The sequence below is a fragment of the Salinirubrum litoreum genome (genome assembly GCF_020567425.1).
Taxonomy (GTDB): Archaea; Halobacteriota; Halobacteria; order Halobacteriales; family Haloferacaceae; genus Salinirubrum; species Salinirubrum litoreum.
The window spans coordinates 112,548-126,518 of record NZ_JAJCVJ010000004.1; the positions used below are offsets into that span (position 1 = coordinate 112,548).

The 13,971-nt window shown below is 68.4% G+C and carries 12 protein-coding genes; 4 read left to right on the top strand and 8 right to left on the bottom strand.

Features of this window, described 5'->3' with window-relative positions; genetic code table 11:
- Positions 1 to 144: 144 nt before the first annotated feature.
- From LI337_RS19080 to LI337_RS19100, 5 genes are all read right to left on the bottom strand, one after another.
- The gene (locus LI337_RS19080) at positions 145 to 2,451 is read right to left on the bottom strand and encodes an ArnT family glycosyltransferase (protein WP_227231524.1); all 2,307 of its coding nucleotides are present in this window, start codon (positions 2,449 to 2,451) and stop codon (positions 145 to 147) included.
- Between the two features lie 94 nt (positions 2,452 to 2,545).
- On the bottom strand, positions 2,546 to 3,706 hold the full coding sequence (locus tag LI337_RS19085; RefSeq protein WP_227231525.1) for an ABC transporter ATP-binding protein: 1,161 nt from the start codon (positions 3,704 to 3,706) through the stop codon (positions 2,546 to 2,548).
- Entirely contained in the window at positions 3,696 to 5,309 is a 1,614-nt protein-coding gene (locus LI337_RS19090) for an ABC transporter permease (protein ID WP_227231526.1), read from the bottom strand. The genes LI337_RS19085 and LI337_RS19090 overlap by 11 nt, the downstream gene beginning before the upstream one ends.
- Before the next feature lie 3 nt (positions 5,310 to 5,312).
- The gene (locus tag LI337_RS19095; protein ID WP_227231527.1) at positions 5,313 to 6,458 is read right to left on the bottom strand and encodes an iron ABC transporter substrate-binding protein; all 1,146 of its coding nucleotides are present in this window, start codon (positions 6,456 to 6,458) and stop codon (positions 5,313 to 5,315) included.
- Between the two features lie 121 nt (positions 6,459 to 6,579).
- Positions 6,580 to 7,749 (bottom strand): alpha-1 4-glucan-protein synthase, encoded by a 1,170-nt coding sequence (locus tag LI337_RS19100; protein WP_227231528.1) that lies wholly within the window; start codon positions 7,747 to 7,749, stop codon positions 6,580 to 6,582.
- Positions 7,750 to 8,326: 577 nt separating this feature from the next.
- Here LI337_RS19100 and LI337_RS19105 point away from each other — a divergent pair.
- Both LI337_RS19105 and LI337_RS19110 read left to right on the top strand, forming a co-directional pair.
- Positions 8,327 to 10,033 carry a rhomboid family intramembrane serine protease gene (locus LI337_RS19105; protein ID WP_227231529.1) on the top strand — a complete coding sequence of 569 codons (1,707 nt, stop codon included), beginning with the start codon at positions 8,327 to 8,329 and terminating at the stop codon, positions 10,031 to 10,033.
- Positions 10,034 to 10,183: 150 nt separating this feature from the next.
- Positions 10,184 to 10,696, top strand: coding sequence for a hypothetical protein (locus LI337_RS19110; RefSeq protein ID WP_227231530.1), 513 nt, complete (start codon positions 10,184 to 10,186; stop codon positions 10,694 to 10,696).
- A gap of 65 nt (positions 10,697 to 10,761) precedes the next feature.
- Here LI337_RS19110 and LI337_RS19115 read toward each other — a convergent pair whose 3' ends face one another.
- From LI337_RS19115 to LI337_RS19125, 3 genes are all read right to left on the bottom strand, one after another.
- On the bottom strand, positions 10,762 to 11,385 hold the full coding sequence (locus LI337_RS19115; RefSeq protein WP_227231531.1) for an METTL5 family protein: 624 nt from the start codon (positions 11,383 to 11,385) through the stop codon (positions 10,762 to 10,764).
- Entirely contained in the window at positions 11,385 to 11,774 is a 390-nt protein-coding gene (locus LI337_RS19120) for a DUF7961 family protein (RefSeq protein WP_227231532.1), read from the bottom strand. The genes LI337_RS19115 and LI337_RS19120 overlap by 1 nt, the downstream gene beginning before the upstream one ends.
- Before the next feature lie 259 nt (positions 11,775 to 12,033).
- A complete protein-coding gene (locus LI337_RS19125) occupies positions 12,034 to 13,044 on the bottom strand; it encodes a lamin tail domain-containing protein (protein ID WP_227231533.1) in 1,011 nt (336 codons plus the stop codon).
- A 273-nt stretch (positions 13,045 to 13,317) separates the two neighbouring features.
- Between LI337_RS19125 and LI337_RS19130 the strand changes: the two genes are divergently transcribed.
- Together LI337_RS19130 and LI337_RS19135 are read left to right on the top strand one after the other, a co-directional pair.
- Positions 13,318 to 13,467 carry a hypothetical protein gene (locus LI337_RS19130; protein ID WP_227231534.1) on the top strand — a complete coding sequence of 50 codons (150 nt, stop codon included), beginning with the start codon at positions 13,318 to 13,320 and terminating at the stop codon, positions 13,465 to 13,467.
- A 293-nt stretch (positions 13,468 to 13,760) separates the two neighbouring features.
- Positions 13,761 to 13,958: a hypothetical protein gene (locus LI337_RS19135; RefSeq protein WP_227231535.1), complete on the top strand. Its 198-nt coding sequence runs from the start codon at positions 13,761 to 13,763 to the stop codon at positions 13,956 to 13,958.
- The last annotated feature ends 13 nt before the right edge of the window (positions 13,959 to 13,971 follow it).

A 13,971-nucleotide genomic window follows, 5' to 3' on the forward strand; every position in this document is an offset into this window, starting at 1 on the left:
CGCGTGGTGCTGTGTGGGTGCGGTCGTCCGGGGGAAGGCGCGACGAGTAACGATCCCGTCGCGGTCTGCGGTGTGGTGATCGTCGCGGGCCGTCCCGAAGTTGTCGCGATCACCGGCACGACGTGCTGCCCGCGACCGCACCTCCTACGCTGTCGCAGTCGCGTTCGTCGCCACTCCGACACCGTCTGGATAGTCACCCTCGGGACCAACCCACCGCTCCTCGGAGCCACAGTCGGTCGTCAACTCACAGACGACCGTCTCCGGCGGCCAGACGACCTGGACCGACCGCTCGGTCTCACCGTCTGTAGCCGCCTGCGTGCCGACCGTCACCGTCTGGCGGTAGGTGACGCTCCCGCCAGCGCCGTCCACGAAGGTCACGATCAGGTCGACCTCGCTCGCACCCGCCGGCGTCGGGACACCCACCGACCCCGGATCGGTCGCCGGCGGGACGTTCGTCACCCGCACCGACTCGGGCGTCACCTGCCACCGGACCGTGATCGCGTTCGTGTCGCCGACACTCCCGGTCCCGTTCGAGCCGTCACCCACGCGCAGGGTCTCGTAGCGAGCACTCCCGTCGTCGCTCGCCAGTCGGATCGAGACTGCCCGCATCCCGTCGGGCACACCCAGCGTCGTCTCGGCCGAGACGGACTCCCCCGAGACGACCCGCAGTCGCTGGAGTGTCGACTCGACTGGCGTCGTCGCGCCGGTCCAGTCGCCTTGATACGTGAACCGGTAGGGCGTCCGGTTCGTCGCGGTCAACACGCGCAGATCACGCTCGGGGTCGTCCTCGGTGGCGTAGACGACCGGCCCGTCGAAACCGGGGTCGTTCCGGAGATACTGGAAGGGGTGCTGTTGCCAGTCGCCGTAGGGGTCGGCCGTCAGCACGACCGCGCGGTCGAAGTCCGTCTCGCGGATCGGTTCGTAGGTCGTCGCCAGGTTCTCGGTTCGCAGGCGGTTCTCCGCGACCGGGTCGCCGACCGCCCGCGACTCGGCGACCGCCAGCACCGGCGCAGAGACGAGCAGGACCGCGAGCAGACCGGCGGTGGCAGTCCGGCGGTCGTATCGCGTGTAGAGCGCGCTCCGCAGTCCGCGCCACCCCCGGACGAGTGCGACGGCTCCGAACGCCGACAGCGGCAGCAGCAGGTCGAAGTGGTAGTACGGCCCCAGCAGGTCGATCAGTCCGTTCGTCAGGCCGTTCAGCGTCCCCCAGAAGTAGGCGTTCCCGAGGACGACCGTCGGCACCAGTCCGAGGAGCAGCAGGCCGAGCGTCTCTGCGGGCAGGTGGTCGCCGACCGTTTCGTCGCCGCCGACAGACTCCCCGAGACGGCCGGGGCCACGACGTGCTCGGACCACGTCCCGCAGGAGGAACCACCCGGCACCGACCAGCGCGAGACCGGTGCCCAGTGGCGCGGCCACGGTCCACTCGCCCCCGAGTTCCGCGAGTGCGGCGAGTGTCGCCGAGGCCGCCAGTGCGGGGGTGTAGTTCCGATCGTAGCCGAGCAGTTCACGCTCGCCGAAGCCGATCCCGTCCTCCGGCCCGAAGGCTTTGTAGGGGAACGTCAGCGCGTCGCCCGTCACGACCGCGTTGTAGCCCAGGGTAAGTGCGACGAACGCCAGTCCGGGCACCGCGATAGCGAGCGAGAGGACGAGCGTCTCGCGGAACCGGTCGTTCCCCGCTCCGCCGCCGGCGTCGGCACTGGAGCGCCCACCACGCCGCACGCGCCACGCACGCCACAGCGCCCAACACCGGTGGCTCACGAACGGAAGCGCGAACAGGACGGCGGTGTACTGTCGCGTGAAGAACGCCAGGCCGACGGCGACCCCGGCCGCCAGCGCCCAGCCGCGATGTCTGTGCCGCACTGCCCGGACGTAACAGACCGCGAAGGCGAGGTTCAGGACCGTCGCCGGCGCGTACGACAGGAACACCGACGAGGTGAGGAGGAACAGCGGCGTCCCGACCAACAGGAGGCCCGCGACGAGTCCCGTCACTCGGTCGGTGAAGTCGGCGGTCAGACGGTACGTGAAGTAGGTCGTCCCGCACGCGACGCCCGCCAGTGCGAGGTGTGCGTCGCCGACCAGTTTCCCGAGTGCGAACATCGCGGGTGCGCCCGGCGAGTACTTCGAGTACAGTCGGAGGTCGGCACTGCCCGGACCGCCGACGGCACCGGCGTCCGCGACCGCCGCCGTCTCGTCGACGACGAAGAACCACGGGCGGACCGCGAGTCCGAACTCGCCGGGTCGGAGAAACAGGTGCCCGTCGAGGAGCATCGCGGCCTGCAGGAGGTAGACGCCCTCGTCGTCGTTCACCGAGTGGTAGGCGAACAGGTCGCTGGCGAAGACGAAGACGACGAGGCCCCCGAGGAGCGCGACCACCAGCGGGAGCGTCCGCGTCAGGCGGTCCGAACGCGGCGAAGCGATCCGATCACCGAGAGCATCGAGCGGGTGAACCACGGATCAGTCGTCTGCCGGCGTGGCCTCTCGCTGTTCCCGAGGGAACTCGCTCACGGCGAAGCCGTGATCTGCTCCCGCGCGAACAACGGACGCGTCAGTCACTCCGGTCCCCTCCGTTCTCTCCCGTCCGTTGCTCGCGCGGGAACCACGCGAGGTCGTGGTCGGCCTCCAGCGACACCCGGACCGGTTCGTCCAGGTCGACCTGTTCGTCGTGGTTGTGCATACACTGGACGCGGTCGCCGTTGTCGAGTTCGACCTCGTAGAGGATCGTCGGCCCGAGATAGCGGCGCGTGACGATGTGGCCGTTCGCAGTCGTCCCGCTCTCGGCGTCGGCGGTCGGGACCGCGCTCACGTCGTCCGGGCGCACCAGCACGTCGATGCGAGTCATGTCGTACTCCGTGGCGAGTCCGTGAATCTGGTCGCGGGGGACGATGCCCACCCCGGTCTCGACCTCCGCGCCTCTGACGTAGCCCGAGAGGAAGGAGGCGTGCCCGAGGAAGCCGGCGACGAACCGCGACTCGGGGTGCTGGAACACCTGTTCGGGCGTGCCGATCTGCTCGATCTGTCCGTCGTTGACGACCGCGACCCGGTCCGAGATGGACATCGCCTCCTCCTGGTCGTGAGTCACGGAGACGGCGGTCACGCCTGCCTCCTTCAGGATGCGGCGGACCTCCTCGCGCATCTCGACGCGGAGGTCCACGTCGAGGTTCGAGAACGGTTCGTCGAGGAGGAGCATCGCCGGTTCCGGGGCCAGCGACCGGGCCAGCGCGACACGCTGTTGTTGCCCACCGGACAACTCGTCAGGGTAGCTGTCGCCCTGCGTGTCGAGGCCCACGAGGTCCAGCATCTCGTCCACCCGGCTCTCGCGGGCGGACTCGTCCCACTCGTGGAGGCCGAACGCGATGTTCTCGCGGGCCGTGAGATGCGGAAACAGCGCGAACTCCTGGAAGACGACGCCGATGCCGCGCTGTTCCGGCGCGGTGAACTGCGTCGGTCCCGAGACCACCTGTCCGTTCAGGCGGACCTCGCCGCCGTCCGGTCGGTCGAGACCGGCGACCAGTCGCAGGGTCGTGGTCTTCCCACACCCCGAGGGACCGAGCAAGGTGAGAATCTCACCCTCCCGGACCGACAGCGAGAGGTCCTCGATGACCGCCTCGCTCCCGAAGTGTTTGGCGACACCGTCCAGTTCGAGGACCGCGTCACCGGTTGGTCTGTCCGCCAGCACGTCCGTCTGATGGTGGATTTCACTTGACATTGTAGCCCTCCCGTGAGAGGATGACGAGCATCGACAGCGCCGACACGCCGAGCAGGATCAGCGCCGGGACCGCCGCCGCGCCGAAGTATCCCGCGTTGAACGCGGTCCAGACCCGCGTGACGAGCGTGTCGAACCCCGTCGGCGCGAGCAGCAGCGTCGCCGGCAGTTCCTTCATCGTCGTCAGAAAGACGAGCGCCGCCCCGCCGAACAGCCCCGGCGCGATCAGCGGGAGCGTCACCGCGCGGAACGCCCCGACCGAACTGCGCCCGAGCGTCCGGGCCGCCTCGGGCAGCGCCGGGTTGACGCGCAGGAACGACGCCCGCATCGACCCGACCGCCTGCGGCAGGAAGCGGACGACGTACGCGAAGATGAGCAGGTAGATCGTCTGGTAGATGGGCGTGGCGAACTGCGTCCCGAGGTAGACGAGCGCCAGTCCCAGCACGACGCCCGGCACCGCGTACCCCACGTACGAGGCGCGCTCGAACGACTCGGTCAGCCGCGACCGGTAGCGTGCAGAGAGATACGCGATGGGAAGCCCGGCCAGTACCGCCGCGAGGGCCGCCGCGCCGGCCACGCCGACCGAGTTCAGGATCGTCGAGAGCTCCAGTGCGGTCGCCGCCCCGGTCTCGGCCGGGCCACGGATGAACCACAGCAGGAGGATACCGAGCGGCACGACCAGCGCGAGGCCGGCGACGGCAGCGGGGAGGAGCATCGCGGGGTAGCGCCAGACGCCGAGGCGAATCCGGTCGGCACGCCCGCCCTGTCGGCCGGCGTAGATCGGTTCGTCGCCCCGGACCGCCGACTCCAGTGCGAGGACGAGCAGCGTCACGCCGACGAGTTGGAGCGACAGCAGGGCCGCCACGTCGCGGCCGAACGAGTTGAATTCCACGAAGATGACCCGCGTGAACGCGTCGTACCGCATGATCGCCGGGGTCCCGAAGTCCGCCAGCGCGTACAGCGCGACCAGTAGCGCACCGGCCGCGATCGCCGGCTGGATCTGCGGGAACGTCACACGGCGGAACGCGGACCACCGACCGTGCCGGAGGGTTCTGGCGGCGTCGACCAGCGTCGTGTCCAGCGACTTCAGCGCGGCCCGCGTGGTGATGAAGACGTAGGGGTAGGTGTACAGTGTCAACACGAGGACGGCCCCCTGGAAGCCGTAGATCTCCGGCAGCGACTCGACGCCGAACGGTGCCAGCGCGCGCTGGAACGTCCCGCGCGGGCCGAGTGCGGAGACGAACGCGAACGCTCCGATGTAACTCGGGATCACCAGCGGGAGCGAGACCAGAATGGTCCACACGCGCGGGAACGGCACGTCGGTCCTCACGGTGAGGTACGCGAGTGGGACGCCTATGAGGATCGAGACCCCGGTCACCGCGACCACGAGGAGCGCGCTGTTGACGAAGACCTCGAGCGTCTGCGGGCGGGCGACGATGGCGAGTGCTTCGGTCAGTCCGACGTCGAGTGCAGCTTTGACCAGCCAGACGATCGGCAGGAGGACGGCGACGGCGACGGCGGCACCGGCGACGGTCGTCGCCAGTGGGAGGTCGGTTCCGTCGCTGTCGCCGTCGTACTCCGGCCGTGCCGACTGGTCTGTCGCCATGTCTTAGAGGACGCCCACCTCGCGCAGCAGGTCGATCGTACCTTCGAGGTCGGACAGTTCGGTCAGGTCTACCCCCTCCGGCGGGTTCAATTCATCGATACTCGGGAGCCGACCGACCGGTTCCACGCCGGAGACCAGCGGGTACTCGAACGTCTCGCGCGCGAAGTAGTCCTGCGCCTCGGCCGACAGCAGGTGGCGGACGAAGTTGCCGGCCAGTGTCGTGTCCTCGGCGGTGTCGAGCATGGCCGCGCCCGCGACGTTGAAGATGGCACCGGCGTCGTTCTGCGTGAACGCGGTGGCGATGGGTGCCTCGGGACGCCCGGCGAGGACGCGCTGGATGTAGTAGTGGTTGGCGAAGCCGGCCGAGATCTCGCCGTCGGCGACGGCTTGGGAGACGAGGAACTCGTCGGAGTACTCCTCGACGCCCAGATCGAGCATCCCCTGCAACCACTGCCGGGTCGCGTCGTCGCCCTCCAGGACGCGCATCGCGGTGACGAACGCCTGGAAGGAGGAGTAGGTCGGTGCCCAGCCGATGTCGTTCTCGAAGGCGGCCGTCTCCGGGAACGTCATCACGTCGTCCGGGACGCCCGACTCGTCTAAGCTGTCCGTGTTGTACGGGACGGTCCGGGCGCGTCCGGAGGTGCCGACCCACTGGCCGTCGGGGTCCTCGAACTCGTCGCGCACCAGATCGAGGACACCACTCGGCAGTTGCTGGGTGCGGTTGTTGTTCTTCAGTTGGCCGAGCGACCCGGCGTTGACCGAGTAGAACACGTCGGCGGGACTCTCCTGTCCCTCCGTCTGGATCAGGTTGACGAGTTCGGCGGCCGAGGAGTAGCGCGTCCGGATCGTCAGATCGTCGTAGAGTTCCTCGATGAACTCGATCAGCGTGCCGACCAACTGCTCGCCACGGCCTGAGTACACTGTCAGTTCGCCCGAGAGGTCCGGCATCTCGGCCATCGAGACGCCACCCGAGATGTCCCGGTCCCCGAACGGTGAGCGCCCGGACCCGATCTGTCCGACCGTGTCGCCGCCCCCTTCGGAGAGCGGCGGCAGTCCGTTACAGCCTGCGAGTCCGGCGATACCGAGCGCCGCGCCAGTCTGGAGGACGCGCCGGCGGGTCCGGCGGTGTCCCTGCGCGTCGTCTGTCATACGTAAGTTTAGGCCGCCCTAAAACACTTATACCTGCCGGTTCGGTCGGGGTGTGTGAGTGGACGGCGAAGGGGGGTCGGAGAGAGATCGGCGGAGGAACCCGGAGCGAGGCGGACGCAGTTCAGTCGTCTGCGGCCGCGGCGGGTGCTTCGACCTCGCGGTCGGCGTCGATGGCGTCGAGACAGTCGAGCCAGTCGTGCATCGTCTCGCCGACGAGGTGGAAGAACTCGCCGTTCGCGTACTCGTCCCACGACTCACCGCGGAGCGCGTCGGCCATCGCGTCGAACGCCTCGGCGTAGGAGTCGGCGTCTTGGGCCGTGTCGTCGACGATCTCCCAGAGGTGTTCGTTCAACTGGAGGCCCGGCACCTCGTTGTTCAGGTCGTCGAAGGTCGGCCGGGGCGCTTTGTTGTGCTCACAGAGCGGGTAGCCGTTCACGAGGTCGTGATCCAGCAGGTCGGCCGCGCGCTTCAGGAAGACGCCCGACCAGATGTCGTCGAACCGGCCCACGTCCCACTGGTTGTCGTCCATCGGCAACTGGTAGAACGCCGGGATCACCTCCCGGCGGAAGGCGAGGTTCATCGAGCAGACCGTGAGATACTGGCCCTGTTCGGCCACGAAGTCGCCGGTGAAGTCCGACTTCTCGGTGCGGGTCTGCGCCTGCCCCTGCAGGTCGCCGTCCATCAGGATGCGCACCGCGTCGAGGTCCGGGACGTTCGTCCACAGGCCCTGCGAGGCGACGACGTGGTTCAGGTCGCGCGCGTCGGTCTCGACCGTCTCGTGCATCGCGCCGTAGGGGTAACCGCGCGGGTAGAGCCCGTGGTCGTCGGCGTTCTGGTAGAGGACGTTCACCCACTGCTCGTCGGACTGGACGCTCTCGATCGCCTCGCCCTCGCGGTGGAGGTTCTCCATGTGCCGACCGAAGAAGTCCCACTCGTCGTGGGGCAGGGTGTCGTCGTCGATGAAGACGCCGAACTCGAAGTCGTTGGCCCACAGGTAGAGCAGTCCGAAACTGGTCTGGGCGTGGCTCGCCTCGGGGATGAGGTGGCTGTACTCGTCGAGATCCTGGTCGGCGAACCACTGCTCGCGGGCGCTCCCGTCGAACACGGCCCCGTCGACGCCCTCCTCCGCGAGCATCTCGCGCATCGCGTCGCTGTCACAGAAGTCCTCGGTGACGAGGACGAAGAAGAGCCGGTCGGTGTCGAAGTCGTGCTTCCGCGCGTTGGCGACGTACGAGCGAATGCACTCGTACTCCCGGATCGTCGGAACGATCACACAGACGTTCTGCTTCATCATGTGGTAGGTTTTAGGCCGCCCTAAAATGTCTGTCGTTCTCCGGTCGGTGTGGTCGGTTCGGCCGTGGGGTGGTCGATCGGTCCCGCTCTGTGGTCTCGCTGGCCCGCACGCCGTGATCGACACCCGGCGAGTCGGCGGGCGGCGCAGACCCCGCCTCTCGCAGTAGTCCCCACCCTCCCCGACTGCTGGCGACGCGGACTGCGCGCAGGTCCTCGCAGTCGCTCGGACACTGCTCGGTCGGGTCGCCAGCAGATCGCGTCCGCTCGAGGTCTCGGTCGTCGTCCCGTGTTCGGATGGCAGGTGTGGCGTGCGAGTTCACCGGAAGCGTGGCGTGCGAGTTCACCGGAAGCGTGGCGTGCGTAACCCCGACTCGCACGCGAGTGAACCGGATGCAGGTTGTGCGGAGTGCATCCGGCGAGGCGGCGGAGGGGCAGGTGCGGGTGCGGTCGCGATGCGAGTGCTGTCGCGGTCGCGAGCCGAGTTCCGGCGGAGAGCGGGGCCACGGTCCGATCGCAGACAGGGTGTGACAGACCCTATCGCACCATTCAAGAGCCGGCAGTGACAGAGTCGTGATATGGTCGCCGTGCCCGGCGTCGAACTGCTGCAGTCGTACGCCGAACTACTCCAACGTCTCGCCGTCCTCGTCGCCCTCGTGCTCGGCCTCGGGGTCGCACTCGCACTCGACGACCGGGCGTGGCTCGCCCGCTTCCGGGGACGCCTCCTCCTCGGGGTCCCGTGGGGCACGCTCGTCGTGGCCGGGTTCGTCCTCGCGGTCTACCTGTTCTTGCAGGGTGGTCTCGACAACTGGTATCGCCCGGTCACCATCCCCTTCCGGGCGTGGTCGTACTTCTACCCGCTCGGCATCCTCACCGGCGCGTTCTCCCACTCCGGCGCGGGCCACCTGCTCGGCAACCTCGTCGGGACGCTCACCCTCGCCCCACTCGTCGAGTACGCGTGGGGCCACTTCCCGCGCGAACGGGGCAGTTCTTCCTTCGGGTCCCTCGGCGAGAACCCCTACGTCCGCGCGTTCGTCGTCTTCCCGGCGGTCACGCTCGTCGTCGGCCTCCTGACTGCCGTGTTCGCCATCGGACCGATCATCGGCTTCTCGGGAGTCGTCTTCGCGTTCGCCGGCTTCGCGCTGGTGTACTACCCCATCGGCACCGTCGTCGCCCTCTCGGTCGGCGACGTGGTCAGCCTGCTGTACAGCACGCTGTCGAACCCCGAACTCGTCGCTCGCGCCCGGCCGGTGTTCGTCACACCGTGGTGGGCGCAGATCGCCATCCAGGGCCACGCCATCGGCCTGCTGTTCGGCGTGCTGCTCGGCATCCTCGTCGTCCGCCGACGCGACGACCCCCGGCCCGGCGCGTTCCGACTCTGGGCCGGCGTCCTCCTCTTCGCGGTCGTGCAGTCACTGTGGGCCGTCTACTGGTTCCGGGGCGCGAGCCAGTTCGTCCTGTTCCGGTGGCTCGGCCTGATCCTCGTCGTCGGTCTCGCGGTGGTCGTCACGGTCGCGCTCCGCGCCTCCGACCGACCGCTGTTCGGCCGCTTCGCCGAGGGCTTCGACCCCGAGACGGTCAGGGGATTCGTCCCGACACTCCCGCGCTGGGAGGTGGCGGTCGCCGTCCTCGTCTTCTCGGCGGCCGCACTCTCCGGGCCGGCAGTGCCGGTGAACCTCACGACCGCCAGCGACGACCCACTGCCGAACGACCCGATCACGGTCCGGGACTACGAGGTGACCTACGCCGAGGACGTGCCGGACGGGATGGTCTCGGCGGTAGACGCGGAGGCGTTCGGCGAGACGACGCAGGTGAACACCTCGGGAGTGCTCGTCAGGAGCGAGTCGCGCGGTATCTGGACCACAGCAGTATCCAAGTCTAGACTCGCCTTCGAGGGGGAGACACGAGTCCGGGTCGGCGGTGTCGGCTGGCGAGAATCTGTCGTCGTCAACCGTACCGGCTGGACCGCCGTCGGCGGCGGCACGGCCTACCAGATTCGCCTGACGCCCCCCGACGGCGAGCGACGACTGGTCTACCGGTCGCCGGCACGGCAGGTCGAAGGCCGGATCGGTGGGACGAACGTCTCGGTCGTCCCGGCCGAGGAGGGGTTCCGGCTGAACGTCACACGCGGGAACACGACCCGGTCGGTACCGCTGCCGGCGAACAACGAGACGACCGCGACGACCGATCTGGTGTTCACTCGGCAGGGCTCGAAGCTGTTCGCCGTCTCGGACGACACCCGCGTCCGGATCGCCACGCGAGAGACGTATCGCGGCCAGCAGTGACACTCGATTGTCCTGTCGAAACCTGCGACGCGTCAAATCGGTGCATCGAATACAGCCAGCGGTTCCGACAGGGGCTCGTCCATCCCAGCGTCCTCGGCCGAGTCGCGTACTGGACCAAAAGATTATACCTCTTCTCACCGTCGTCGATGCATGAAAAATAGAAGAGAGGAAACGTTCGTAGAAAGCTACGGTGTCGGGCCGATACTCCTCTCGGTAGCTGGCTTGGTGGCCGTGATCGTCGGGGTTCAACAGGGCGTTCTGCACGTTGCACCGGGGTACCAGGGAACCATCAACGCCAGCGCGGAAGCCTTCGATCGGCGGAAGTGGTTGCTCGCGGGAGTCGGGATCGCCGGAGTCGCCGGGGCGGTCGCCTCACTCCGCAGGAAGCGTCTCTCCGTCGTGCCGGTTGCGGCAGGTGCGGTCGTCGTGTTCGAGGCGGTCCGGACGATCGTTCTCGCGGCGACTGGGCTCCCCTATCCACTGTTCACGGAGACGACGTACCGGCGTTCCGGCGACCCCGTCATGTTCGTCCTCGGTGCCGAGCCGTTTCTGCTCGTCGCCGGCGGATGTCTCTTCGTCGCCGCCGGAGTCGCCGGATTACGGAGACGGCGGGGCCGGGAGACGGGTGACGAACTGTCGTCGCCGCCGTCGACCTCACTGTAGTCTCTCCCCGTCTGTCGGTCCGGGAGAACTGTCATCGGTCGGCAGGCTCGACAGAACAGAGTCACTCAATCCCAGACGATCCGGAAGACCTCGGTCGTGATCTCCCGGCGGTCGGCCTCGTGGAAGTCGAACTGTCTGTCGAGTTCGAAGGTCGCCTCGAAGGCGTGTGTCACCTCGCCACCCTCGTCTCCCGCGAAGGCTTCGACGAACTCCCGACTGCCGGCGTTGTGGACCATGTAGGACACGTCGGCGATCTCGGCAGTCGTCTCCAGAAACGCCCGATCCGCGTGTTCCTTGCCGTCCTGTGCCCCGAAGGGCGGGTTGGCGACGACTGTGGTGGGCGTGTCGATACACAGCGGCGCACGAGTCGCGTCGGCCTGCACCCAGTGGATCGGCGTCGTCGTCCCGACACGCTTCCGGTTCTGCCGAGCGGTCCCGAGTGCGTCCCGGTCGAGTTCGACGCCGACGACGCGCGCCGGCCCGCGCAGGGCGGCCCCGAGCGCGAGCATCCCGGTGCCGGTGCCGAGATCGACGACCGTCTTGCCCTCGATGTCACCGTTGAGGTCGGCGACGTGGATCACGTGAGCGGCGATCTCGGGCGGCGTCGGATACTGTTCGAGCGCGACACGCGGGTTCTCGAAGCCGGCGACGACGGCCAACTGGCCGGCGAGCGCGCGTTTCGAGGCCATCAGGCGGCGTGTGTCACGTCGAGCGTCACACCTTCACGGCGGGCGCGTTCCGCGAGGGCGTCGAGTGCCGGATCGACCTTCTCGCGGTCGGCGACCGACTCGACCGTGACGGCGAGTCGACCGGCACCGAGAAACGCGGCGGTCCGGACGAACTCCCGGAGGCGGTCGGCCTCCGACTGCGTGGCCAGCGAGCAGTCCTCGTCGAAGCAGGCCTCGACGCCGACGACCGCCGGCTGGTAGCCCGCCTCCGCGAGTTCGGTCTTCAGGTCGCGCAGGTACTCGGGCGCCGTCGAGTCGAGGTCGGTCGCGTCGATCCGAACCGGGGTGACGCTCTCGGGGCGACACGAGGAGACGGCCGTCGACACGTCCGCAGACTGGGTCGTGCTCATCGTACACACACATATTTCCGGGTTATACAAAAGTCTTTGCGAATTACCTGAAGTAATATTAGGTGGGTCCTATAGCGCGAGCTACATTTTAATCCGGGTGTCAGAACCTCAATACTAAATACGCTGGAGCCTCTACGTGTTCCCGGGGGTCACACGCTCCACGCCCCCATTCCCCCGAACGCGTGTCTGCTGTGTTCTCCCGACAACGTGTCTCCCGGTAGATAGTACCCGGTTCAGTAGACGAGACTGACGACTCGGCTCAGTAGGTGAGGCTGACGACGAGTTCCCCGTCGGCGTCGGAGAGCCGAACGGTGTCGCCGCCGTTGTTCCAGACCGCGCCGGATCGGTTCCAGTAGTAGTCGGTGCCGTCGTCGGCCCCGCTCCCACTGTGGACGCGGAGCGTCGCACCACCCGCGAGGGTCGTCCCGTCGGGGAAGGTGTACGTCTTGCCGGCCTCGTCGGTGATCTGCCAGCCGGAGAGGTCGAGGCTGTCGTCCCCGCGATTCCGGAGCGTGACGTACTCACCGTTGAGGTTCTCGTTGTCGTTGCCCTCGGCGTCGGCGACGACCGAGACGGCCAGTCGGTCGGTGGTCGTGCTGGCAGTCGCGTCGCTCCCACTGGTTCCATCGGTGTCGTCGGTATCGTCGGTGGCCCCGGTGCTGGCGGTCGGATCGGCGGTCGCACACTCGCCCCAGACGCCCCGACCGTCGCTCTGGGCCTCGGTCTCGGCCGCCGAGAAACGGGGACGGTCCACGAAGTCGCTGTCGTACATCCGGGCGTAGCCCTGGCGGATCAGTCCGTAGTTGAAGCTCTCGCCGTCGACGTAGACGTACGCGAGCAGACGACCGTAGTAGCCGCGCTTCCCCTCGTTCGGATCGAAGCCGAGTTGCACGGTCTCGCCCGCGAGGGTGTCTTTCGCGTGCTGGCTGGCGCGCTCACCCCACGTGCGCAGGCAGTCCCGCCCGGCGTCGGTGTCCGGGACGCCGAACTCGTCGGGGCTGACCTCGGTGTGGACCTCGGGCGTGTCGACGCCGAGCAGTCGCACCGTATCGCGGCTCCCGTTCTCGTATCGGATCTTGATCGTGTCACCGTCGACGACCTCCACGACCTCGGCGGTGACCTGCGGACTGGTCGCGGGGTGTGGTGTCGGACTCGGGCCGAGCGAGCTGTCGGGTGTGGTGGTGTCGGCCGAAGACTCGGCGGGCGGGGGTGCTGCGGTACAGCCGGCGAGAAGCAGGAGGGCGACGACGAGGAGCGTCGAGACGCGCATATCGAGGCTGTCGGGCTACTCCGGCTTGAACCCCGGTGACGTGTGCGGAATCTGGAGTGAGCAGTACGAACTGTCGCCGACTGTCTCGCCGGGAGTCGGACGCGTCGGCCTGCCTGTCACGTCCACACGGGACCCGCGTTCGCCACTCCGATTCGGATCGACGGTTCGCCACCCACCTGGGCGTCGCGACGCTGACGAGAGCCCGGCAGTGTGGCTCACATCTGCCAGTCGGTCGCACACCTCAAACAGCGTTATCACCTCGGCAGGAGTTCCGTGAAACACGTCGCACCAGTCGACGCAGTGATCCAGATGACGGCCACCACCCACCCCACGACGCTCGTCCTCCACGGACGCCCCAGCGTCGAGGTGGTCGTCCGCGACGCCACCGCCCGGCGTCCGGCCCGCCGTCCGATTCGCGGCTGACCCCGCGCCCCACTGGCGCTTCCTCCCCGACCCTCCCGTCGTTCGACGCCGACCGCCGAGTGGCGGTGCCGTCTCTCCCGGTCCCGCCGACGCGACTCTCACAGGGAGCAACGCCTCAGCCGGAAGACTGCCGCCAGCCTCTCGCGCTCGCTCGGGTCGCTTCCCGGTCCCTGGTGTACCTCGGTCGCCTGCCGTCGGTCCTCGCTCCTCGCGCCGACCGGCACAGGTGGCGGTTCGACTCCGCCTGCACCCCTCGTCCGCCACGGCCACATCGCCGTGGGGACACACCACCCATGTCCGCACGCACCAACCTCCCGTTCGCCTCGTCAGACGACTACCGACTCCCGGCCGACTCGCCGCCGGTGACCGCCGCGTTCGCACTGGCCGGTCTGCCGCCGGTGGCGGTTCTGCTGGTCGCCGAACCGGTCCTCGTGGTCCCGGCGCTCAGCCTCGTCTGTGCGCTGTGGTTCGCCCGCCGCACTGCGGGCTGAGTGCGACCGGCCC